This window comes from Sulfitobacter sp. 1A13368, assembly GCF_043557275.1.
GTDB classification, from domain to species: Bacteria; Pseudomonadota; Alphaproteobacteria; order Rhodobacterales; family Rhodobacteraceae; genus Sulfitobacter; species Sulfitobacter faviae.
Map to the genome: position 1 here is coordinate 21,359 of NZ_JBIFFR010000006.1, position 22,410 is coordinate 43,768.

General features: G+C 65.1%; 18 protein-coding genes and 1 pseudogene. 11 read left to right on the forward strand and 8 right to left on the reverse strand.

Going from position 1 to position 22,410, the window contains the following annotated elements; translation table 11 throughout:
• Positions 1–7: 7 nt before the first annotated feature.
• The 6 genes and pseudogenes from ACGYK4_RS12835 to hisS form a co-directional block, all read right to left on the reverse strand.
• Positions 8–352: pseudogene (locus ACGYK4_RS12835) on the reverse strand (hypothetical protein); the annotation flags it as partial.
• Positions 349–1,353 (reverse strand): branched-chain amino acid ABC transporter permease, encoded by a 1,005-nt coding sequence (locus ACGYK4_RS12840; protein WP_276154093.1) that lies wholly within the window; start codon positions 1,351–1,353, stop codon positions 349–351. The gene ACGYK4_RS12840 and the pseudogene ACGYK4_RS12835, both read right to left, overlap by 4 nt.
• 70 nt (positions 1,354–1,423) lie before the next feature.
• A complete protein-coding gene (locus ACGYK4_RS12845; protein ID WP_394456864.1) occupies positions 1,424–2,239 on the reverse strand; it encodes an ABC transporter ATP-binding protein in 816 nt (271 codons plus the stop codon).
• Positions 2,240–2,450: 211 nt separating this feature from the next.
• Positions 2,451–3,140 carry an ATP phosphoribosyltransferase gene (gene hisG / locus ACGYK4_RS12850; protein ID WP_067624598.1) on the reverse strand — a complete coding sequence of 230 codons (690 nt, stop codon included), beginning with the start codon at positions 3,138–3,140 and terminating at the stop codon, positions 2,451–2,453.
• On the reverse strand, positions 3,137–4,219 hold the full coding sequence (locus ACGYK4_RS12855; protein WP_394456866.1) for an ATP phosphoribosyltransferase regulatory subunit: 1,083 nt from the start codon (positions 4,217–4,219) through the stop codon (positions 3,137–3,139). Before ACGYK4_RS12855 ends, hisG begins: the two co-directional genes overlap by 4 nt.
• A complete protein-coding gene (gene hisS / locus ACGYK4_RS12860; protein ID WP_394456867.1) occupies positions 4,219–5,715 on the reverse strand; it encodes a histidine--tRNA ligase in 1,497 nt (498 codons plus the stop codon). Before hisS ends, ACGYK4_RS12855 begins: the two co-directional genes overlap by 1 nt.
• 178 nt (positions 5,716–5,893) lie before the next feature.
• On the opposite strand from hisS, the gene ACGYK4_RS12865 reads away from it, so the two are divergent.
• The gene (locus tag ACGYK4_RS12865) at positions 5,894–6,088 is read left to right on the forward strand and encodes a SlyX family protein (RefSeq protein WP_394457070.1); all 195 of its coding nucleotides are present in this window, start codon (positions 5,894–5,896) and stop codon (positions 6,086–6,088) included.
• A 20-nt stretch (positions 6,089–6,108) separates the two neighbouring features.
• On the opposite strand, the gene ACGYK4_RS12870 is transcribed toward ACGYK4_RS12865, so the two are convergent.
• Together ACGYK4_RS12870 and dnaE are read right to left on the reverse strand one after the other, a co-directional pair.
• Entirely contained in the window at positions 6,109–6,675 is a 567-nt protein-coding gene (locus ACGYK4_RS12870; RefSeq protein WP_394433275.1) for a hypothetical protein, read from the reverse strand.
• Between the two features lie 95 nt (positions 6,676–6,770).
• Complete coding sequence (gene dnaE, locus ACGYK4_RS12875; protein ID WP_394456869.1) at positions 6,771–10,307, reverse strand: DNA polymerase III subunit alpha; 3,537 nt, start codon at positions 10,305–10,307, stop codon at positions 6,771–6,773.
• A gap of 184 nt (positions 10,308–10,491) precedes the next feature.
• Here dnaE and xdhA point away from each other — a divergent pair, with 184 nt between their 5' ends.
• From xdhA to ACGYK4_RS12925, 10 genes are all read left to right on the forward strand, one after another.
• On the forward strand, positions 10,492–11,883 hold the full coding sequence (gene xdhA / locus ACGYK4_RS12880) for a xanthine dehydrogenase small subunit (protein ID WP_394456871.1): 1,392 nt from the start codon (positions 10,492–10,494) through the stop codon (positions 11,881–11,883).
• Positions 11,880–14,294 (forward strand): xanthine dehydrogenase molybdopterin binding subunit, encoded by a 2,415-nt coding sequence (xdhB, locus tag ACGYK4_RS12885; protein WP_394456872.1) that lies wholly within the window; start codon positions 11,880–11,882, stop codon positions 14,292–14,294. Before xdhA ends, xdhB begins: the two co-directional genes overlap by 4 nt.
• On the forward strand, positions 14,291–15,046 hold the full coding sequence (gene xdhC, locus ACGYK4_RS12890; protein ID WP_394456874.1) for a xanthine dehydrogenase accessory protein XdhC: 756 nt from the start codon (positions 14,291–14,293) through the stop codon (positions 15,044–15,046). Before xdhB ends, xdhC begins: the two co-directional genes overlap by 4 nt.
• A complete protein-coding gene (locus ACGYK4_RS12895; RefSeq protein WP_394456876.1) occupies positions 15,043–16,560 on the forward strand; it encodes an ABC transporter ATP-binding protein in 1,518 nt (505 codons plus the stop codon). Before xdhC ends, ACGYK4_RS12895 begins: the two co-directional genes overlap by 4 nt.
• 42 nt (positions 16,561–16,602) lie before the next feature.
• Positions 16,603–17,685: an ABC transporter permease gene (locus ACGYK4_RS12900; protein WP_209217190.1), complete on the forward strand. Its 1,083-nt coding sequence runs from the start codon at positions 16,603–16,605 to the stop codon at positions 17,683–17,685.
• Complete coding sequence (locus ACGYK4_RS12905) at positions 17,685–18,605, forward strand: ABC transporter permease (RefSeq protein ID WP_067935773.1); 921 nt, start codon at positions 17,685–17,687, stop codon at positions 18,603–18,605. The genes ACGYK4_RS12900 and ACGYK4_RS12905 overlap by 1 nt, the downstream gene beginning before the upstream one ends.
• A 71-nt stretch (positions 18,606–18,676) precedes the next feature.
• Positions 18,677–19,750: a BMP family ABC transporter substrate-binding protein gene (locus ACGYK4_RS12910; protein ID WP_271689091.1), complete on the forward strand. Its 1,074-nt coding sequence runs from the start codon at positions 18,677–18,679 to the stop codon at positions 19,748–19,750.
• Between the two features lie 160 nt (positions 19,751–19,910).
• Positions 19,911–20,849, forward strand: coding sequence for an aldo/keto reductase (locus ACGYK4_RS12915; protein ID WP_394456877.1), 939 nt, complete (start codon positions 19,911–19,913; stop codon positions 20,847–20,849).
• On the forward strand, positions 20,846–21,499 hold the full coding sequence (locus ACGYK4_RS12920) for a DUF938 domain-containing protein (RefSeq protein ID WP_394456879.1): 654 nt from the start codon (positions 20,846–20,848) through the stop codon (positions 21,497–21,499). The genes ACGYK4_RS12915 and ACGYK4_RS12920 overlap by 4 nt, the downstream gene beginning before the upstream one ends.
• Entirely contained in the window at positions 21,496–22,284 is a 789-nt protein-coding gene (locus tag ACGYK4_RS12925; protein ID WP_394433257.1) for a GH25 family lysozyme, read from the forward strand. Before ACGYK4_RS12920 ends, ACGYK4_RS12925 begins: the two co-directional genes overlap by 4 nt.
• The last annotated feature ends 126 nt before the right edge of the window (positions 22,285–22,410 follow it).

The following is a 22,410-nucleotide window of genomic DNA, read 5'->3' on the forward strand; positions in this document are numbered from 1 at the left end:
CCACCGCCGCCGCCAGCGCTACCGCCAGCGGCACCGAGACGAAGGACATCAGCCCCGCCGGGATCACCCCGGCGCCAAGGTTGCCGAAGATCGTCACCGCATAGGCGCCGATGGCAACAAAGGCGCCGTGGCCCAGCGACACCAGACCGGTATAGCCCGTGAGGATGTTGATCCCCACCACGGCGATCAGCAGGATGCCCATCTGGCTCGCGATCAAAATGAGGTAGTCGTTGCCGAACAGCGTGAACAGGACAAGCGCAAGGATCGAGCTGTAGACGAAGGCCTGTTTGTAGCGGTTGTTCAGCACCCGCTCGTCGGCGGCATAGCTGGACTTCAGGTTGGCGTTGATCATATCCGCTCGACCTCCTTTTGCCCCATCAGCCCGTGCGGCCGCCAGATCAGCACCACCAGCACGGTGACGTAGGGTACGATTTCGGCCCAACCGCCGCCCATCTGCCACTGGGTCATCGCTTCAAGTACCCCCACCACCATCGCGGCGATCAGCACGCCCACGTAGCTATCAAGCCCGCCCATCAGCACGATCGCCAGAACCGAGAAGCCGAAAAGCCCGAGGCTCGGCGAAATGCCGTTTCGCGTGGCGAGGATTGCGCCCGCGATGGCCCCGGTGGTGCTGGCCAGCACCCAGGCGCGGGAAAAGACCTTGGGTACCGAAATGCCCATGGAATAGGCGGTGGATTGGTCCTCGGCAGTGGCGCGGATGGCGATGCCGCCCTTGGTAAACTTCACGAAGGCGACGATGCCGCCGAACAGCAGCAGCGCCACGGCCATGTTCACCAGATCGGTGCCGAAGAGGAAGATCATCGTGCCGAACAGTTCGAACCGGATCGGCATGTTAGGCGCGATATAGGGCACGCTTGCGGCATCCGCCGTCCAGATCAACTGCGCCGCGCCCGACAGGATCGAGATTAGACCCACCGTCACCATGATCATGGCAAAGATCGACTGCCCCATCAGCGGGCGCATCAGCACCCGCTCGATCACCCGACCGAGGATCGCGTTGCAGACCAGCGCCCCAGCCAGCCCCAAGAGGATGCGCGGCAGGTTCGCCACCCAGTCGAGCACCGCCGCCACAGGGGAGAACATCGGCAAATCACCCCGCATCTCGACCATCCAGCCGGGCTGCCACGAGGCCAGCCAGCCGGGCGCCCAAGGCTGGCCGGGAACGATCACGGCGAAGGTGAAATAGAAATAGGCCCCGAACATGATCAGGTAGCCATGGGCGAAGTTCACCACCTTGGTGGCCTTGTAGACGCTCACGATCCCCACGGCGATCAGCGCATAGATCGCCCCGGCCATCAGCCCGTTGATCGCAAATTGCACGAACTGCCCCATCAGAGCGCCTCCCTTTCCTCTAGCCCGGAATCTTTCAAAGATTCCGGCACGATTTCTTTCAAAGAAATCGTCATGCCGCGGCCCCCAGATAGGCTTCAATCACCGCCGGGTTGTTGGAGACCTCCTCGGGCGTGCCGCTGGCGATCTGCTGGCCGAAGTTCAGCACGACGATGCGGCTACAGATGTCCATCACCATGTGCATGTCGTGTTCCACCAGCAGGATCGTGGTGCCGAATTGCTCCTGCACGTCGAGGATGAAGCGCGCCATGTCGGCGGTCTCCTCGCGGTTCATGCCCGCCACCGGCTCGTCCAACAGCAGCACGCGCGGGCGCATCGCCAATGCGCGGCCCAGTTCGACCCGCTTTTGCAGACCGTAGGGCAGCATGGTAATGGGGTATTTGCGGATGTGGTCGATCTCGAGAAAATCGATCACCTGCTCTTCGATCTCGCGCCGCAGCTCCAGCTCGGCCTTCTGCGCCGCGCCGAAATAGCGCAGCGCCTGCCAGACATTGGTCTTGAGCCGCGTGTGTCCGCCGAGCTTGATGTTGTCGAGCACGGTCATGCCGCGAAACAGCGCGATGTTCTGAAAGGTCCGTGCGAGGCCAAGGCCCGCGCGCTTGTCGGGGCTGAGCGACGTGATGTTCTGACCCTCAAAGGACACGCTGCCCCGGTCGGGCCTGTAAAACCCTGAAATCGCATTGAAAAGTGAGGTTTTGCCCGCGCCGTTGGGGCCGATCACCCCGGTGATCTCTCCGGCCTTGGCTTCGAAATTCACCCCCTGCAGCGCCTTGATGCCGCCAAAGGACAGATGCAAATCCTCAACCCTCAGCAATCGCCCACTCCCATGCGGCGACGGCTGCGGCCCCCCGCAAGGGGCGCGTGACATCCGATCATCGACGGATCCTCCCTATGTCCCGACCCCTGCCCCTTTTGGCGGTGCTTGTGGTATCGGCCTGTTGACCCTTTCACCCTATCCGAAGCGCGGCATCTCGCAAGTCTTTCGGTAAGGCGCGCGGCAAAGCGCCCCCGCGCCGGAGCGGCTCGGAAGGTGCAATGCCATGGAAGGGAAGAGAAAAACCCGGGGCTGTGACGCTACGTCAGGTCAGCTGTGCGATCAGGGTTTTCAGCGCTTTGCGGCTGTGATCCTCTAGGGGCGCCATGCGCGAGCGCCATAGCGTCGCCTGCGATTGCAGGATCAAACCGTCGCTGAGGATCTTCAGATGATTGGCGCGCAGGGTCTCCCCGCTGGAGGTGATATCGGCGATGGCCTCGGCGGTCTCATTGAGCACGGTGCCCTCGGTCGCGCCTTGGCTGTCGACCAGCGCATAATCGGCCACGCCATGGGTGCGCAGGAATTCCCGCACCAGCCGGTGATACTTGGTGGCGATACGCAGGCGGAAGCCATGTTCGGCGCGGAAGGCGGCGGCGGCGGCGTCGAGATCATCCAGCGTGTCGACATCGACCCAAGCCTGCGGCACCGCGATGATCAGGTCAGCATGGCCAAAGTTCAATTCCTCCAGCGGCTCGACCAGTTGATCCCAAAGCGCCAGTTTTTCCTGCACCAGATCGGTGCCGGTGACGCCCAAATGGATCCGCCCCGCCGAGAGTTCGCGCGGGATTTCACCCGCCGAAAGCAGCACGAGCGAGACATCCTCGATCCCTTCGACCTTGCCCGCATATTCGCGGTCGGACCCGGTCCGTTGCAGGCTGACGCCGCGCGCGCCGAACCATTCAAAAGTCTTCTCCATCAGCCGCCCCTTGGACGGCACACCCAGCTTCAGCGTCATTGCCCGGCCTCCAGTTCCAGCATCAGGCCGGGGCGCATCACACCGCCCACCGCCGGGATTTCATCGCCCTGACCCAGCCGCCGGGTCAGCGCATCGTAGCGCCCGCCGGTGGCGATGCTGGGCAAATCGGGCCGTGAGGCCGCGCGGAAAGCAAAGACGAAACCGTCGTAATATTCCATCGATGACCGGCCATGGCTGGCCTCAAAGAGCAGCGCGTCGGTGTCGATCCCGCGGGCGCGCATCGCATCGGCGCGGGCCGCGACACGGGCCACGGCATCGCCGATGGCGGGCATGTCGACGGCCAGATCGCGCAGGCGGCTCAGCGCATTGGGCAGGGTTTCCCGCACCTCCAACAGCGCCTCGAAAAGGTCGACCTGCTGCGCGGAGATCGGCGGCGTCTGCGAATCCTCGCGCAGGGCCGCGACGCGGGCTTCAATCTCGGCGCGGGAGCGCAGCCCCACCATCGGCGCGTCGCATGTCACCTCGGCCTCGGCCAGCAGCGCCTTGCGCCCCGCGGGCACAGGGCTGCGCCCGGCATAACGGTCAAGCAGCGCACGAAAGCGGCGCGGGCGCCAGATGTGACGCATCAACGCCTGTTTGCGCGCGGGCGATGTGCCCAAGCCCTGCACCGCCGCCATCAGCACGCCGATATCGCCCGTCACGGGACGCACCGGCAGGCCCTGCATCGCCTCGGCAATCAGGGCGAAAACCTCGGCATCCGCCGCCGCCGGATCGGCGCGGTCGAAGACCTCAAAACCGACCTGAATGTATTCGTTGGCGCGGTTCGGGTCGTGCTCCTGACGGCGGAAAACCTCGCCTGAATAGGTATAGCGCGCGGGCTCGGCCCCATGGGCCATATGCATCTGCACCACGGGCACGGTGAAATCGGGGCGCAGCATCTGCTCCCCGCGCAGCGCGTCCGAGGTGACATAGGCGCGCGCGCGGATATCCTCGCCATAGAGGTCCAGCAGCGTGTCCGCCGGTTGCAAGATCGGCGGCTCGACCAGAACGGCGCCCTGCCCCTCGAAAATCGCGCGCAGCGAGGCCGCGCGCGCCAGTGTTTCGGAACGTGTGGGCATCAGCTTGTCCGATCCAGAATATCGCGGACTGCTTTGATCAGATCAGCGCGGGGCACTTCATATTGGTTGGGGCGCTCTTTCCACTCATCATGGCTCGCCTCTTGCGCCAGTTGCGCGCCCAGCACCATGTCCTTGATCTGCACCACGCCGCGGTCCTTCTCGTCACCGCCTTCGATGACCACAACCGGGCTTTGCCGCTTGTCGGCGTATTTCATCTGGTTGCCGAAGTTCTTCGGATTGCCCAGATAAACCTCCGCCCGGATGCCCGCCTGCCGCAGCTCGGCCACCATGGCCTGATAATCGGCCATGCGGTCGCGGTCCATCACGGTGACGACGACGGGGCCTGTCGCTTCGGCCTCAAGCCGCCCTTTGGCGGCCAGTGCAGCGAGAAGACGGTCGACACCGATGGAGACGCCGGTTGCTGGCACCTCCTGCCCGGTGAAACGCTTCACCAGATCGTCGTAACGCCCGCCGCCCGCGACCGAGCCGAAGTTGCGCGCGCGGCCCTTCTCGTCTTTGATCTCGAAGGTCAGTTCGGCCTCGAAGACCGGGCCGGTGTAATAGCCAAGGCCGCGCACGACCGAGGGGTCGATCTCCACCCGGTCGGGGCCATAGCCGCCCGCCGCCAGCAGGTCCGAGATAAGCTGCAACTCATCCACGCCCTGCACGCCGACCTCGGAGCCTGCCACCAAGTCGCGCAGCCGCGCCACGGTCTCGGCCCCGGTCTCGCGCTTGGCCTGCATGAAGCCCATCACGACTTCGGCCTGCGCCTCGCCCAGCCCTGCACCTTTGGTGAAATCGCCGCTGTCGTCCTTGCGGCCCTCACCCAAAAGCGCGCGCACGCCCTCCGGCCCCAGCCGGTCGAGCTTGTCGATGGCGCGCAGCACGATGCCGCGCTCGGCTTCCTTGTCGTCGCCCGAAAGCCCGGCCACTTCGAGCACGCCGTTCAGCACCTTGCGGTTGTTCACCCGCACCACATAGTCGCCGCGCGCGATGCCCACTTCCTCAAGGCAATCGGCCATCATGGCGCAGATCTCCGCATCGGCAGCGACCGAGGGCGCGCCGACGGTATCGGCGTCGCATTGGTAGAACTGCCGGAACCGCCCGGGCCCGGGCTTCTCGTTGCGCCAGACCGGGCCCATGGCGTAGCGGCGGTAGGGCATCGGCAGGTCGTTGCGATGCTGGGAATAGACCCGCGCCAAGGGGGCGGTCAGGTCATAGCGCAGCGCGAGCCAGTCCCCGGGTTTGTCGCCCTCGGCATCCTCTTGCCAGGCAAAGACGCCCTCGTTCGGGCGGTCAACGTCGGGCAGGAACTTGCCAAGCGCCTCGACCGTCTCCACGCCCGAGCTTTCCAGCGCGTCGAACCCGTAGCGGTGATAGACGGCGGCGATCTTGTTCAGCATCTCGGCCCGATGGGTCACCTCGGTCCCGAAATAATCGCGGAACCCTTTCGGGGTTTGCGCCTTGGGACGGGGGGTTTTCTTGGGCTTTGCCATGGCAAGGATCCTCGGTGCATCAATTGGCCTCGCGTCTAGCCCAAGCCCCCCGCAAGAGCAAGCAACGCGGCATCCCGCCCCTGTCCTGCGCCGCCGGTCCGTGCTAGATCGCGCAAAAAGGATGCGCGCCATGACTGACCAAAGCCCTGATCACACCCCAGACCAAACAGCCGAGCATATCAGCCGCCTTGAAGAGCAGATCGCCCATCTGACCCGCGCGGTCGACGATATGTCAGAGATTGTCACCCGTCAGGAGGCCGAGATCGTCACTCTCAACCGCCGCGTCTATATGCTGATGCAGCGCGAAGGAGAGCGGGACGCTTCGGGCGGTGGCGCGGTGCTCTTGGGCGATGAGCGCCCCCCGCATTACTGAGCGGCAGCGCCGCGCACCCGTCAATTGGCTGATTTCATTGCCACGGCGGCGACGGCCCCGTCATGCACCAGCACTTCGGACCAGCGCGCGGTCTGGCCCAAACGCTCATAGGCGCTGACGAAAAAGGTGGTCTTGTCGAGCTTGCCGATCTGCCGCCCGCAGGGTTTCCCGCGCCCCGCACCGCAAACGCGGGCCTTGATCGCCTCATAGGCCGCGTCGGTCTCGGCTGTGGGCAGGTTCTCCCCCCCCGGGCCGTAGTGCAGTTGCTCATAGACCGAGGGCGTGCCGAACAGCACATTGGCCGCCGTCAACTGACGCGCGCAATCATCCGCAAAGCCGGTGATGTAGAAACTGCGCGCCCCGGCGCTGCCGGGCTGCGAATCGAACAACCGATAGCCCCGCGCCGCGGGCTCCTCGACCAGTTGCCCCAATTCGCTCAGATCCAGATCGCAGACACGGGCCACCTCGCCAAACGGCAGGGCGGCACCGAATGAAACCTCGGAGATCTGCGGGTTCGGCGCGGTGGGGGCCATTGCGCAGGCGGAGAGCAACGTCCCCACAATCAAAAGGCCGATGCGTCGTTTCATGCTCTGCTCCCCATTGCTTGGCAGGCAGGTAGCGCAGCCACCCGCCGCCGTCCACTGGACGCGCAGATGACGCAGCGACCAAGACGGCGGGAGGGTCAGATCTCCTCGACCTCCATCACCCCGTCGAGCGAGCGGATCGCGCCTTTGATCTGCGGTGTCACCGGGAATTCGCGGCCCAGATCAACCTCGACCTCGCCGGGCAGGCTGGGATCCATCAGGCAGAATTGCACCGGCCCCTTGCCTGCCGCCTTCACCGCCTGCCGCGCCCCGTCGAGCACATCGGCCACCGATTGGATCGCCCCCGGCCCGTCGATGAAGACCCGCAGCCCCATGCTGCCCGCATCCGCCACCGCCGCGTCGATCGGCCCGATGCCGCGCGCCAGCAGCTTCAACTGGTCGCTCTCCATCGTGGCCTCGACGGTGACGACCACCTTGGAGCCGACCTCCAGATGATCGCGCGAAGCCTCCAGCACGTCCGAAAAAATCGTCACCTCGTAGCCCCCGGTGGGGTCCGACAATTGCGCAAAGGCAAAGCGGTTGCCCCGCGCTGATTTGCGCTCCTGCCGCCCCGCTACCACCCCCGCCAGCCGCGCGTTCATCGCGCCGCGGGTGCTGACCTTTTCATTCAGTTCGTCGAGCGTGAGGAAGGGCAGACCTGTCTCACGCGCCCATTTGCGCTTCAGGGGCGGCATGTAGTCGTCCAGCGGGTGGCCCGAGAGGTAGAAGCCCACGGCCTTGAACTCCTCGGCCAGTCGCTCGGCCGATTGCCAATCGTCGCAGGGCAGCATCCGCGGCTCGGGCAGATCGTCGCCCGCCTCTCCGAAGAGCGACACTTGGTTCGAGGCCTTCTGCTCGTGGATTGCGGCGGAGTAGTTCACCAGCCCGTCGAGCGACTGGAACACCCGCCGCCGGTTGCTGTCGAGCTGATCGAAGGCGCCCGAGCGCACCAGCATTTCCAGCGGGCGTTTGCCGACCCGCTTGAGGTCCACCCGCCGCGCGAAGTCGAAAAGCGTGGCGAAGGGCCGGTCAACACCATCGACCTTGCGCCCCTCGGTCACCAGTTTCATCGCCTCAAGCCCGACGTTTTTCAGTGCGCCCAGCGCATAGACGAGGGCGCCGTCGACCACCTTGAAGGTGGCATCCGAGCGGTTCACGCAAGGCGGCACCCAAGGCAGTTCGAGGTGCTTGCGCACCTCCTCAAAATAGATCGCCAGCTTGTCTGTCAGGTGGATATCGCAGTTCATCACCCCGGCCATGAACTCGACCGGGTGGTTCGCCTTTAGCCAAGCCGTCTGGTAGCTGACCACCGCATAGGCCGCGGCGTGGGACTTGTTGAAACCGTAGTTGGCGAATTTCTCCAGAAGGTCGAAGACCTCCGCCGCTTTCTTCTTGTCGACGCCATTGGCCATCGCGCCCTTTTCGAACTTGGGGCGTTCCTTGGCCATCTCCTCGGCGATCTTTTTACCCATCGCACGGCGCAGCAGGTCGGCGCCGCCAAGCGAGTAGCCCGCCATGACCTGCGCGATCTGCATCACCTGTTCCTGATAGACGATGATGCCTTGGGTCTCTTCGAGGATATAGTCGATCGACGGGTGTACCGATTCCAACTCGCGCTGGCCGTTCTTGACCTCGCAATAGACCGGAATGTTTTCCATCGGCCCCGGGCGGTAAAGCGCGACGAGGGCGACGATATCCTCGATACAGGTCGGCTTCATGCGCTTGAGCGCATCCATCATGCCGCTCGATTCCACCTGGAACACCGCGACCGTCTTGGCGCTGGAGTAAAGCTTGTAGGTGGCGGGATCGTCGAGCGGGATGGTCGCCACGTCATCGATATGGCCCTCGGGCGGCTCGTAGATTTGCCGCCCGTCCGCGGCGATATGCAGATGCCGCCCGCCCGCCTTGATCTGGTCGAGCGCGTTCTGGATGACGGTGAGGGTCTTCAGGCCGAGAAAGTCGAATTTCACCAGCCCGGCCTGTTCGACCCATTTCATGTTGAACTGTGTCGCCGGCATGTCCGAGCGCGGGTCTTGGTAGAGGGGCACCAGTTGGTCCAGCGGCCGGTCCCCGATCACAACGCCCGCCGCGTGGGTCGAAGCGTTTCGGAGCAGCCCCTCGACCTGCTGGCCGTAGGTCAGCAGGCGATCCACAACCTCTTCGTTCTTGGCCTCCTCGCGCAGGCGCGGTTCATCCGCCAAGGCTTTCTCGATGGAGACGGGTTTCACCCCCTCCACCGGAATCATCTTGGACAGCCGGTCGACCTGCCCGTAGGGCATCTGCAACACCCGCCCGATGTCGCGCACGGCCGCTTTCGACAAAAGCGCACCAAAGGTGATGATCTGGCCCACCTTGTCGCGGCCATATTTCTCCTGCACGTAGCGGATCACCTCCTCACGGCGGTCCATGCAGAAGTCGATGTCGAAGTCGGGCATCGAGACCCGTTCGGGGTTGAGGAAGCGTTCGAACAGCAGCGAATAGCGCAATGGATCGAGGTCGGTGATGGTCAGCGCATAGGCCACCAGCGAACCCGCACCCGAGCCCCGCCCCGGGCCGACGGGAATGTCGTTGTCCTTGGCCCACTGAATAAAGTCAGCCACGATCAGGAAGTAGCCGGGGAAGCCCATGCCTTCGATAATGCCCAGCTCGAAATCGAGGCGTTTTTGGTATTCCTCCCTGCTTACCGCATGGGGGATCACCGCCAGACGCGCCTGTAGCCCCTCGTTGGCCATGCGGCGAAGCTCGGCGACCTCGTCGTCGGCGAACTTGGGCAGGATCGGGTCGCGACGGTAGGCCATGAAGGCGCAGCGTTTGGCGATCTCGACGGTGTTGCTCAGCGCCTCGGGCAGATCGGCAAAGAGTGTTGCCATCTCGGCCTGCGACTTGAAGTAATGCTGCGCGGTCAGACGACGGCGTGGCTGGCTTTGGTCGACATAGGCGCCCTCGGCGATGCAGATCAGCGCGTCATGGGCCTCGTACATATCGGGTTTGGGGAAATAGACGTCATTGGTCGCGACCAGCGGAATGTCCATCGCATAGGCCATCTCCACAAAGCCGCGCTCGGTCAGGCGTTCGGCCTCGGGCTGGCCGCCTTCCTCCGGATGGCGCTGCAACTCGACGTAAAGCCGGTCGCCAAAGGCCCGGTGCAGCCGCGCCATCAGCGCTTCCGCCGCGGGACGCTGCCCGCTTTGCAAAAGCATCCCCACCGGCCCCGAGGGACCGCCGGTGAGACAGATGAGATCGGCGCTCAGCGCCTCGAGCTCGTCCAACGTCACCTCGGCCACCGCCCCGCCCTTGTCGAGGTAGAGGCAGGAGTTCAGCTTCATCAGGTTCTCGTAGCCCCGCTCGGTCTGGGCCAGCAGCACCACCGGCGCGGGCGGGCGCGGTTTCTCGCCGGGCTGGACCTCGACATAGGCCACGTCGACCTGACAGCCGATGATCGGCTGCACGCCCGCGCCCGACATGGCGACGGAGAACTCGAGCGCGGCGAACATGTTGTTGGTATCGGTCAGCGCCAGCGCGGGCATTTCCGCGTCGCGGCACATGCCGGGCAGCTTTTTCAGCCGCAGCGCGCCTTCCAGCAGGGAATACTCGGAATGGCTGCGCAGGTGAATGAATCGGGGAGCATCGGACATGGTCGCAAACTATGCCACCCGCACGGGCGGCACCAGCGCCCGATGCGGCGAGCGCGCATTTTTCCTTGCCAAGACGCAGCCTGCCCGGCTAGCCTGACCTCCACCTTGCCCGCGCCCGGTTCTACGCCGCATCGAACCCCGCGCATTTTCATGGGCACCGAGTACCGCGGCGGATGAGAAATCGATGGACATCACTTTTCTTCTTAACGGAGAAGTCGTGTCGCTCTCCAACGTATCCCCCATCACGACACTGCTGGACTGGCTGCGCGAAGAGCGTGGCCTGACGGGGACGAAAGAGGGCTGTAACGAGGGCGACTGCGGGGCCTGTTCGGTCATGATCACCGACGAGAACGGACACCGGGCGCTAAATGGCTGCATTCTGTTCCTGCCGCAGATCAACGGTAAGGCCGTCACCACGGTCGAAGGCATGGCGGGCGAAGACGGGTCGTTGCACCCGGTGCAGGAAACCATGGTCAAGTATCATGGCAGCCAGTGCGGCTTCTGCACGCCGGGTTTCGTGGTTTCCATGGCGACGGCGCATCTCAACGGCGCGCGCGACCATGACGTGCAGCTTGCGGGCAACCTCTGCCGCTGCACCGGCTACGCCCCCATCATCCGCGCGGCCGAGGCCGCCGAGGACAAGCCCGTGCCCGCGCATCTGCTGGGCCTCAAGGACAAGCTGGCGCAGGACATTCCAGCCCCCGCCAAGGCCGAGGGCGCGCCGCATGTGCAGCCCGAGAGCAGCGACGCGCTTGCCGCTTGGTATCTTGAACATCCGGACGCTACCCTGATCGCCGGGGCGACGGACGTGGGCCTTTGGGTTACCAAGGGCTTCCGCGATCTCGGCGCCGTGGCCTTCCTCAACCGCTGCGCCGATCTGCGCGGCATCACCGAGGACGAGACCGGCCTGCGCATCGGCGCCATGACCACGCTGACCGAGGTCGAGGCGAAACTCAGCCCCCTGCATCCCAGCCTTGGCGTGATGCTGCGGCGCTACGGCTCGACGCAGGTGCGCAACGCGGCGACGCTGGGCGGTAATATCGCCAACGGCTCGCCCATCGGTGACGGCCCGCCCGCGCTGATCGCGCTTGGCGCCACGCTGCACCTGCGCCGTGGCGATGCGCGCCGCGAACTGCCGCTGGAGGACTTCTTCCTCGACTACGGCAAGCAAGACCGCGCGCCGGGCGAATTTGTCGAGGCGATCACCGTGCCGCGCCAGCACGACACGCTGCGCTGCTACAAGCTGTCGAAGCGTTTCGATCAGGACATCTCGGCGGTCTGCGGCTGTATCTCGATCACCGGCAATGGCTCTGAAATCCTCACCGCCCGCGTGGCCTTCGGCGGCATGGCCGCCACACCGAAACGCGCCGCCGCGGCGGAAACGGCCCTTGTCGGCCAGCCGTGGAACGAAGATACCATCCACAAGGCGATGGAGGCGATGCGCGACGACTTCACCCCGCTGTCGGACATGCGCGCCTCCGCCGCCTACCGGATGCAGGCGGCGCAGAACATGCTGCTACGCTATTTCCACGACGCCAATGGCACCCCCACCAACCTAGCGGAGGTCTCGGCATGAGCGTTGCAAAGCCCCTTCCCCATGACGCCGCGAAGCTGCATGTCACCGGAGCCGCGCGCTATGTCGACGACATCCCCACCCCGCGCGGCACGCTGCATCTGGCCTTTGGCCTCAGCCCCGTCGCGGCGGGTGCGTTGACCGGGCTCGACCTCTCCGCCGTGCGCGAGGCTCCCGGCGTCGTCGCGGTGCTGACCGCCGATGACCTCGCGCATGATTGCGACACCTCGCCCTCGAACCATGACGAGCCGCTTCTAGCGACCGATCAGGTGCATTACGCGGGCCAGCCGCTTTACCTCGTCGTGGCCACCAGCCACCTCGCCGCGCGCCGTGCGGCGCAACTGGGCAAGCCGCAGATCACCCCGCGCGACCCGATCCTGACGGTGGAACAGGCGCTCGACGCCAACAGCCGTTTCGAGGATGGCCCGCGCATCTACCAGAAGGGCGATGCCGAGGCCGCGCTCTCGAAAGCCAGCCGCCGCCTCTCGGGCCAGATCGAGATGGGCGGGCAGGAGCATTTCTACCTCGAAGGTCAGGCCGCCATGGCGCTGCCGCAGGACAACGGCGACATGCTGGTGCATTCCTCGACCCAGCACCCGACCGAAATACAGCATAAGGTGGCCCATGCCATTGGCCGTCCGATGCATGCCGTCCGGGTCGAAACCCGACGCATGGGCGGCGGCTTTGGCGGCAAGGAAAGTCAGGGCAACGCGCTGGCGATTGCCTGTTCGGTGGCGGCATCGCTCACCGGCAAGTCGTGCAAAATGCGCTATGACCGCGATGACGACATGATCATCACCGGCAAGCGGCATGATTTTCGTGTCGCGTATGACGTGGGCTTTGACGAGACGGGCCGCATCACCGCGCTGGACGTGACCCACTACACCCGCTGCGGCTGGTCGATGGACCTCAGCCTGCCGGTCGCCGACCGCGCCATGCTGCATGCCGACAACGCCTATCATCTGCGCGACGTGCGCATCACCTCGCACCGTTTGCGGACCAATACCGCCAGCGCCACCGCCTTTCGCGGCTTCGGCGGCCCGCAGGGGATCGTGGGCATCGAACGGGTGATGGACCATATCGCACATGAGCTGGGCCTCGATCCGCTCGCCGTGCGCCGGGCGAATTACTACAGCGACAACGCCCACCGCCCGACCGAGGTGGAGAACACCGGCACCGCGATCGACAACCGCACCCCGCCGGATGCCGAGGCCGATCTGTCGTCACGCGGCGCGCCCCCTGCGCTCGGCGCGCAACCGTCGATCCCGGCCAAGCGCTCGGACGTGCAGACCACGCCCTACCAGCAGCCGGTCACCGACTGCATCGTCAACGCGCTGACCGACCGACTGGTTGAGAGTGCCGACTACAACGCCCGCCGCGCCGCCATCGCCGAATGGAACGCCGCAAACCCGCTACTGAAACGCGGCATCGCCATCACCCCGGTTAAATTCGGCATCTCCTTCACGCTCACCCACCTCAATCAGGCGGGCGCGCTGGTGCATGTCTATCAGGATGGCTCGATCCACCTGAACCATGGCGGGACCGAGATGGGGCAAGGGCTGTTCCAGAAGGTTGCGCAAGTCGCCGCGTCGCGCTTTGGCGTCTCGCCCGAGGCGGTCAAGATTACAGCCACCGATACCGCCAAGGTGCCCAACACCTCGGCCACGGCGGCTTCCTCGGGGTCGGACCTCAACGGCATGGCCGCGCAGAACGCCTGCGACACGATCCGCGACCGCATGGCCGCGCATCTGGCTGAACGCTACCAGACCACGCCCGATCAGGTACGCTTCACCGACGGCATGGTGCAGATCGGTAGCGAAGAGATCACCTTCGCCGCCGCTGCCGCCTCTGCTTATGAAAACCGGGTGAGCCTCTCGGCCACCGGCTACTACAAAACGCCCGAGATCGAATGGGACCGCATCGCCGGACGCGGGCGGCCGTTCTACTATTTCGCCTATGGCGCGGCCTGCACCGAAGTGGTGATCGACACGCTGACCGGTGAGAACCGCATCCTGCGCACCGATATCCTGCATGACGCCGGGGCCTCGCTGAACCCCGCGCTCGACATCGGCCAGATCGAAGGCGGATACGTTCAAGGCGCAGGCTGGCTCACGACCGAGGAACTCGTCTGGGACGATACCGGCACCCTGCGCACCCATGCGCCTTCGACTTATAAAATCCCCGCCTGTTCAGACCGCCCGCCGGTCTTCAACGTGGCCCTCTGGGACCAGCCGAACCCGGCGCAGACGGTCTACCGCTCCAAAGCCGTGGGCGAGCCGCCATTTATGCTGGGCATCTCGGCCTTCATGGCGCTGTCGGATGCGGTGGCGGCCTGCGGCGACAGCTACGGCGATCTGCAAGCCCCCGCCACCGCCGAGGCCGTTCTCGCCGCCGTGGGACGGGCGCGGCAATGACCGCGATCTTCGTCGAGGTCACCGCCACGCGCGGATCGGCCCCGCGGGATGCGGGCACGGCGATGAAGGTCACGGCTGACGCAATCGCGGGCACCATCGGCGGCGGCGCGCTGGAGCATCAAGCCATCGCCCACGCCCGCCAGATGCTGGCCGAGGGCCGGTGCGAAGACAGCCAGACCCTGCCGCTCGGCCCCGGTCTGGGCCAATGCTGCGGCGGCGCGGTGAGCCTGCGCTACACCACCGCGCCGCGCCCGCTGGACGCGGCCACCCCCCCGCCCCTGCCGGATGTGCAGAGCGACGTGCCGCTCTGGCTCTGGGGTGCGGGGCATGTGGGTCGGGCGGTGGTGGCGGCCTGCCCGTCCCGGGCCTTTGAGATCACATGGATCGACAGCGCCCGCGACCGTTTCCCCGACCAGGTCCCGCCCCATGTCACCGTCACCCCCGCCGCTGACATGCCGCGGTTGGCCGCCCATGCGCCGCGCGAGGCGCATCACCTGATCTTCACCTATTCCCATGACATCGACCTCGCACTCTGTGCCGCGCTGCTCAATCGCGGCGCCGCGAGCGTCGGGCTGATCGGCTCTGACACAAAAAAGTCACGGTTTTCCCGCCGCTTGCGTGACATGGGGTTGGATCCCTCTGGCATCATCTGTCCAATTGGCGATAAATCGCTGGGCAAGCTGCCTGCGCAAATTGCCCATGGCGCGTTGACCGCTCTCATCGCCCGGACCCAGACAAAGGTTTCCGCATGACTGATTCACTTCTCGACCTCACCGGGTTGACCAAGGCCTACCCCGGCGTCGTCGCGAACGATGACGTTTCCCTGCGGATCGCTCCGGGCGAGGTTCACGCCCTGCTGGGCGAGAACGGCGCGGGCAAATCCACTTTGGTTAAAATGATCTACGGGCTCGTCAAACCAGACGCGGGCCAGATGCTAATGCGGGGGGAGAGCTTTGCCCCCACCGACCCGCACGCCGCACGGCAGGCGGGTGTGGGCATGGTGTTTCAACATTTCTCGCTTTTCGACGCGCTCAGCGTGGCGGAAAACATCGCGCTCGGCATGGAAAACCCGCCGCGGATGCGCGAGCTTAGCCAACAGATTCGCGATGTGTCGGACACCTACGGCCTGCCGCTTGCGCCGGACCGCACCGTCGGTGACCTTTCAGCGGGGGAACGTCAGCGGGTTGAGATCATCCGCTGCCTGCTGCAAGAGCCGAAACTGCTGATCATGGACGAGCCGACCTCGGTCCTCACGCCGCAAGAGGTTGAAATCCTGTTCAAAACCCTGCGCAAACTCAGCGCGGAAGGCACCGCGATCCTCTATATCTCCCACAAGCTCGAAGAAATCCGCAGCCTGTGCGACAGCGCCACGATCCTGCGCTTGGGCAAGGTCGTCGGCCATTGCACCCCGCGTGAGACGTCGGCACGCGACATGGCCGAGATGATGGTGGGCTCTGCGCTGAAAACGCCGACCCGCGACAGTAAGGAACCGGGCGAAGTGGCGCTGACGCTGAACAACCTCTCGGCCCGGTCGGCCCATGCCTTTGGCATGCCGCTGCGCGATATTTCCGTCGCGGTGCGGCGCGGGGAGGTGCTGGGCATCGGCGGCGTCGCGGGCAATGGGCAGGACGAATTACTTAACGCGCTCTCGGGCGAAACACTGGTCGGCGCGGGCATGATCACCTTTGACGGGCGCGACATTGGCCTGCTTGGCCCCACCGCCCGCCGCGCGCTTGGCGTGCTGACCGCCCCCGAAGAACGTTTGGGTCATGCCGCCGTGCCGGATATGTCACTGACGGAAAACGCCATGCTGACCGGTGCGGCGCGTGAGGGGCTGGAGCGCGGCGGCATGCTCGACTGGGGCAAGGCGCGCAGCTTTGCCGAGAAGATCATCAAGACCTTTGACGTGCGCACCCCCGGCCCCGCCAATGCCGCGCGCTCGCTCTCAGGCGGCAACCTGCAGAAATTCGTCATCGGGCGCGAGGTGCTGCAACGGCCCGAGCTGCTGGTGGTGAACCAGCCGACATGGGGGGTCGATGCCTCGGCCGCCGCCGCGATCCGGCAGGCGCTTTTGGACCTCGCCTCTAACGGGACCGCCGTGATCGTCATCAGCCAAGACCTTGATGAGCTGATGGAGATTTCCGACAATTTCGCCGCCCTGAACGAAGGCCGCCTGTCGCCCTCTCGCCCCGCGCAGGGGCTGACCGTCGAAGAGATCGGCCTGATGATGGGCGGGGCACATGGTATGGAGGTCGCGCATGTCTAAGCCGAACCTCGCATCTTTCACTCTGACCATTGGGGGTGATCTGTGATCCGCCTTGAAAAGCGTCCGCAGCCCAGCCGGGCCCTCTCGCTGTCGACACCGATCATGGCGGTGCTGGCCACTTTCATCTTTGGCGGGCTGCTGTTCGCGGCCTTGGGCAAAGACCCGATCGAAGCGCTGCAAACGATCTTTTGGCAGCCCCTGTTTGGCGATTACGCCTTTTACTACCGCCCACAACTGCTGATCAAAGGCGCGCCCTTGGTGCTGATCGCCATCGGCCTCAGCCTTGGGTTCAAAGCGGGCATTTGGAACATCGGGGCCGAGGGGCAGTATATCATGGGCGCCCTCTTTGGCGCGGGCGTGGGGCTGGCTTTCTACCCGCTCGAGGCGTGGTATATCTTTCCGCTGATGGTCCTCGCCGGGGCGCTCGGCGGTTGGCTCTGGGCGATGATCCCGGCCCTTCTCAAGGTGCGTTTCGGCACCAACGAGATTCTCGTCTCGCTGATGCTGGTCTATGTGGCGGAACAATTCCTTGCCTCCATGTCACTGGGATTGCTGAAAAACCCCGAAGGCTACGGCTTTCCCGGCTCGCGCAACCTGCAACAATACGCTTCTGCCCATAACGCCGAACTCTTCGCAGGCTCTGGCATGCACTGGGGCGTGGTCGCAGCACTGATCGCGGTGATCTTTGCTTATGTCCTGCTGGCACGGCACCGTCTGGGATTTGCCATCCGCGTCACCGGCGAGGCCCCCCGCGCGGCGCGCTTCTCGGGCGTGAACCCGGCGCGGCTGGTGCTGTTTTGCCTCGGCACCTCCGGTCTGCTTGCCGGTCTTGCGGGCATGTTCGAGGTCGCTGGCCCCTCAGGGCAGGTCACCATCGACTTTAACGTGGGCTATGGCTTTACGGCGATCATCGTAGCCTTCCTTGGCCGTTTGCACCCGATTGGCATCCTGCTTGCCGGGGCGCTGATGGCACTGACCTACATCGGCGGGGATATCGCGCAGTCCAACCTCGGCCTGCCCGCCGCCGCCATTCAGGTGTTCCAAGGCATGCTGCTGTTCTTCCTGCTCGCGCTGGACGTTTTCACTCATTACCGGCTGCGCTTTGGCGCGGCGGAGGCTGCCTGATGGATCTTTCCGCAATCAACCCGCTTTTGTTCGTCGCAGGCTTTCTCGTGGCCGCGACGCCGCTGATCTTTGCCGCCATCGGCGAATTGGTGGTCGAGAAATCCGGCGTGCTGAACCTTGGCGTCGAAGGCATGATGATCACCGGCGCGATCTGCGGCTTTGCCACGGCGGTCGAGACCGGATCGCCGCTTTTGGGCTTCGCCGCCGCCGCCGCGGGCGGTGCCGTGCTCAGCCTGCTCTTCGCCTTCCTGACCCAAGTGGCGCTGGCCAATCAGGTGGCCTCGGGCCTGTCGCTCACGCTCTTCGGTCTCGGCCTCTCGGCCCTGATCGGGCAGAGCTACGTCGGGATCAAACCGCCACGTCTGGGTGACATCGACTTCGGCCCGCTGGCCGATATCCCCGTTATTGGGCCGATCCTCTTCACCCATGACATCATCCTCTACCTCGGCATCGCGCTTGTCGCCGGCGTCTGGGCGGTGCTGAAATTCACCCGCGCGGGCCTGATCCTGCGCGCGGTTGGCGAAAGCCACGACGCGGCCCATGCGCTCGGCTACAAGGTCAAGCGCATCCGCACCGCGGCAATCCTCTTTGGCGGCGCCTGCGCGGGCTTGGGCGGGGCTTACATCAGCCTCATTCGCGTGCCGCAATGGACCGAAGGCATGACCGCCGGCATCGGCTGGATCGCCCTTGCCCTTGTCGTCTTCGCCTCTTGGAAGCCATGGCGCGCGCTTTTGGGTGCCTATCTTTTCGGCGGCATCACCCAGTTGCAGTTGAACTTGCAAGGCGCGGGCGTTGCCATTCCGGTAGAGTATCTGGCAATGTCGCCGTATATCATCACCATCATCGTTCTGGTGGTGCTGTCGGCGGACAAAAGCGCCGCGCCGGCCTCGCTGGGCCGTACTTTCCACGCCTCGAACTAGGGGCATCACGTCACGCGGCATCGCCCGCACATCAAGCCCCGGCAAAGGGGCACGCAAACAGGGGAAACCTCATGAAACTAACCACCCTTATGACCAGCGCGGCCCTTGCGCTCGGCCTTGCTTCGGGCGCTGTGGCCCAAGACAAGACCAAGGTCGGCTTTGTCTTTGTCGGCCCCGTGGGCGACGGCGGCTGGACCTATGAGCATAACGAAGGCCGTTTGGCCGTCGAAGAAGAGTTCGGCGACAAGGTCGAAACCGTCTTCGTCGAAAGCGTCGCCGAGGGCCCCGATTCCGAACGTGTGATGACGCAGATGGCGCTCGACGGTGCCGATCTGATCTTCACCACCTCCTTTGGCTACATGGACCCCACCATCAACGTGGCCAAGAAATTCCCCGATGTGAAATTCGAGCACGCCACCGGCTACAAACGCGCCGACAACGTCTCGACCTATTCCGCGCGTTTCTACGAAGGCCGCGCCATTCAGGGCCATATCGCGGGCTCCATGACGGAAAGCAATATCATCGGCTACATCGGCTCCTTCCCGATCCCGGAAGTGATCCGCGGCATCAACTCCGCCTATATCCACGCCAAGAAGGTAAACCCCGACGTTCAGTTCAAAATCGTCTGGGCCTACACGTGGTTTGACCCGGCCAAGGAAGCCGACGCCGCCAAGGTGCTGATCGAACAGGGCGCCGACGTGGTGCTGCAACACACCGATTCCACAGCACCCCAAGCGGCTGCACAGGAAGCGGGCAACGTGATCACCTTTGGCCAAGCCTCCGACATGGCGCAATATGCACCCAAGCCGCGCGTGTCCTCGATCATCGACAACTGGGCGCCCTATTACATCGACCGCGTCAAAGCGGTGATGGACGGCACATGGGAAAGCCAAGACACATGGGACGGCATCGGGCCGGGCATGGTCGGCATTGGTGAGATCACCGACGCCGTGCCCGCAGATGTGAAAGCCGAAGCGCTGGAACTGAAAGAGAAAATCGCATCGGGCGAGTACCACCCCTTCACCGGTCCGATCAACAAACAGGACGGTTCCGCATGGCTGGCCGAAGGCGAAACCGCAGATGACGGCACGCTGGCGGGCATGAACTTCTATGTCGAAGGCATCGAAGGCACCATTCCTGAGTAAGCCGCACTGCTGACCGACGACAGGGGCGCACGGGCAACCGCGCGCCCCTTTTTCGTCGCCGCCCCGGTCGGGGCCCCATGCGTGCGGTTCCCAAGCGCGCCGCCGCCTGCCCCTGCGTAAACCCATTGCGCGCGGGCAGCGCACATGCCACCAATCTGGCATGATACAGATGCTCACCAGCCTTGATGGCACCCCCGCCAGCCGCCTCGCCTTCGGCACCATGCAGTTCGGCGGGCGCGCCGATGCGGCAGCCTCCCGCGCGATGTTCGACGCCTGTATCGAGGCCGGGATCACCCATTTCGACACGGCCCATGTCTATACCGACGGGGCGTCAGAGCGCCTTCTGGGCCAGTTCGTCCAAGACCGCCGCGAAAGCCTGATCATCGCCACCAAAGCCGCCTATACCGGCGGCGCGGGCCGGGCCAATATCCTCGCCTCTGCCGAGACATCTCGCCAGCGGATGCAGCTTGATACGCTCGATGTGCTCTATCTCCACCGCTTCGATCCCGACACCCCGCTGACCGAAAGCTTCGCCGCGCTGGCCGACCTGCAACAACAGGGCCATATCCGCCAAGTGGGCCTGTCGAACTTCGCCGCATGGCAGGTCGTCAAAGCCGCCCATATCGCCGCCGACTTCGGGCTTGAGATCGCGGTGATCCAACCGATGTACAGCCTCGTCAAACGTCAGGCCGAGGTCGAGATCCTCCCCATGGCCGACGATCTCGACATCTTGGTCGCCCCCTACTCACCGCTGGGCGGCGGCTTGCTGACCGGGAAATACGCCACAGGCGGCACCGGTCGCCTCAGCGAGGATGACCGCTATGCCGCCCGCTACGGACAAGAGGTGATGCACGGCGCCGCTGCCGGACTGGCTGCCCTCGCGCCCGATCTCGGCACCCATCCGGCAACCCTCGCCGTCGCATGGGCCGCATCGCATCCTACGAAGCCAACACCGATCATTTCGGCACGCTCTCTGGCCCAGCTAGAACCGTCGCTGGCCGCGCTAACCTATGTGATGACACCGCAAACCTACGCCGCCATCTCTGCCCTGTCGCCCACACCGCCCCCGGCCACCGACCGGCTGGAAGAGCAGGCATGAGCCGCCTGCCTCCCAACGCCAGCGTCGCCGAAGACGCAGGCGGCGACCGGCTCTTCGCCCCCGCTGCCGCGCGCAATCTCGACGCGCTTTGCGACCTGCTGGCCACCCACGCCCCGCCCCGGGGCCGTGCGCTGGAAATCGCCAGCGGCACCGGCCAGCATGTCGTGGGCTTCGCCAAACGCCTGCCGAGCCTCAGCTGGCAACCCAGCGACATCGACACCGCCCGCCGCGCCAGCATCAACGCCTATGCAGCCGAGGCCGCCTTGCCCAATATCGCCCCCGCCCTGCCGCTCGACGCGACCGCGCCCGGCTGGGCGGGCGACCACGGCCCCTTCGACCTGATCATGCTGGCCAATCTGCTGCATCTGATTTCGACCCCCGCCACCCGGTGCCTAATCGATGAGGCCGCCGCAGCCCTCGCCCCCGGCGGCACGCTGATCCTCTACGGCCCGTTCAAACGCGACGGCCAAACCACCTCCTCCGGCGATACCCGCTTTGACGCACAACTGCGCGCCGCCGACCCCGCGATTGGCTATAAAGACAATACCGAGATGGCCCGCTGGCTGAGCGATGCAGCCCTCAGCCCGATCGACGAAGTGGACATGCCCGCCAACAACCTCGCCTTCATCGCCAGAAAGCCCAGCCCATGATCCTCCGCCGCGCCCTGATCCTGTTGCTCCTCGCCCTCGCCGCATGCGGCTCCCCCGGCAGCCCGCCCCCGGCCCCGCCCGGCGTGCTCTTCCCCGCCGCCTTCGGGGACAGCGATCCGGTGAGTTTCAATGGCCGCACCCCCGCTGCCTACCCCGTGCACGGCATCGACGTGGCCCGTTTCCAAAATGATATCGACTGGAACACCGCCCGACGCGCGGGCGTGAACTTCGCCTTCATCAAGGCCACCGAAGGCGGCGACCTCAAAGACATCAACTTCGACAGCCACTGGCAAGGCGCGGGCCAAGCCGCCGTGAAACGCGGCGCCTATCATTTCTACTATTTCTGCACCCCGCCCGAAGATCAGGCCCGCTGGTTCATCCGCAACGTGCCCAAGACAGGCGGCATGCTGCCCCCGGTGCTTGATATGGAATGGAACCCCTTCTCCCCCACCTGCGCCCATGTCCGCCCGCCCGCCGCCGACGTCCGCGATCAAATGCGCCGCTGGCTGCGCGTGGTCGAAGCCCACTACGGCCAACGCCCGATCATCTACACCACACCCAAATTCTACCGTGAGAACGACCTTGGCCGCTTCCGGGGATACGACTTCTGGCTGCGCACCACCGCCAAAACCCCAGCCGAAGCCTACCCCGGCCAAACATGGCGCTTCTGGCAATACAGCGCCACGGGCATCGTCCCCGGCATCGGCGGCGACGTGGACCTCAACGCCTTCTCCGGCAGCCGCGCCGACTGGCAAAACTGGGTCGCCACCCGCGCCCTGCCCTAAAACCAACGGGAAGGCGCCCCTCCCCCTCCTTCATCCTTTCTCAAATACCTCTGCGCCACCCTGCCGCAAAAGCGACGTGATCGGTTACCCCCCCAAACCAAACGCCTCCAATAGAAACGCCACCCC

Coding starts and splice junctions, on each gene's coding strand:
- ACGYK4_RS12840 (WP_276154093.1), bottom strand. CDS start 1,353: ATGGGGCAGTTCGTGCAATTTGCGATCAACGGGCTGATGGCCGGGGCG.
- xdhB (WP_394456872.1), top strand. CDS start 11,880: ATGAGCGTTGCAAAGCCCCTTCCCCATGACGCCGCGAAGCTGCATGTC.
- ACGYK4_RS12895 (WP_394456876.1), top strand. CDS start 15,043: ATGACTGATTCACTTCTCGACCTCACCGGGTTGACCAAGGCCTACCCC.
- ACGYK4_RS12925 (WP_394433257.1), top strand. CDS start 21,496: ATGATCCTCCGCCGCGCCCTGATCCTGTTGCTCCTCGCCCTCGCCGCA.
- dnaE (WP_394456869.1), bottom strand. CDS start 10,307: ATGTCCGATGCTCCCCGATTCATTCACCTGCGCAGCCATTCCGAGTAT.
- xdhC (WP_394456874.1), top strand. CDS start 14,291: ATGACCGCGATCTTCGTCGAGGTCACCGCCACGCGCGGATCGGCCCCG.
- ACGYK4_RS12870 (WP_394433275.1), bottom strand. CDS start 6,675: ATGAAACGACGCATCGGCCTTTTGATTGTGGGGACGTTGCTCTCCGCC.
- ACGYK4_RS12845 (WP_394456864.1), bottom strand. CDS start 2,239: ATGTCACGCGCCCCTTGCGGGGGGCCGCAGCCGTCGCCGCATGGGAGT.
- ACGYK4_RS12920 (WP_394456879.1), top strand. CDS start 20,846: ATGAGCCGCCTGCCTCCCAACGCCAGCGTCGCCGAAGACGCAGGCGGC.
- ACGYK4_RS12855 (WP_394456866.1), bottom strand. CDS start 4,219: ATGCCCACACGTTCCGAAACACTGGCGCGCGCGGCCTCGCTGCGCGCG.
- xdhA (WP_394456871.1), top strand. CDS start 10,492: ATGGACATCACTTTTCTTCTTAACGGAGAAGTCGTGTCGCTCTCCAAC.
- hisS (WP_394456867.1), bottom strand. CDS start 5,715: ATGGCAAAGCCCAAGAAAACCCCCCGTCCCAAGGCGCAAACCCCGAAA.
- ACGYK4_RS12905 (WP_067935773.1), top strand. CDS start 17,685: ATGGATCTTTCCGCAATCAACCCGCTTTTGTTCGTCGCAGGCTTTCTC.
- ACGYK4_RS12915 (WP_394456877.1), top strand. CDS start 19,911: ATGATACAGATGCTCACCAGCCTTGATGGCACCCCCGCCAGCCGCCTC.
- hisG (WP_067624598.1), bottom strand. CDS start 3,140: ATGACGCTGAAGCTGGGTGTGCCGTCCAAGGGGCGGCTGATGGAGAAG.
- ACGYK4_RS12910 (WP_271689091.1), top strand. CDS start 18,677: ATGAAACTAACCACCCTTATGACCAGCGCGGCCCTTGCGCTCGGCCTT.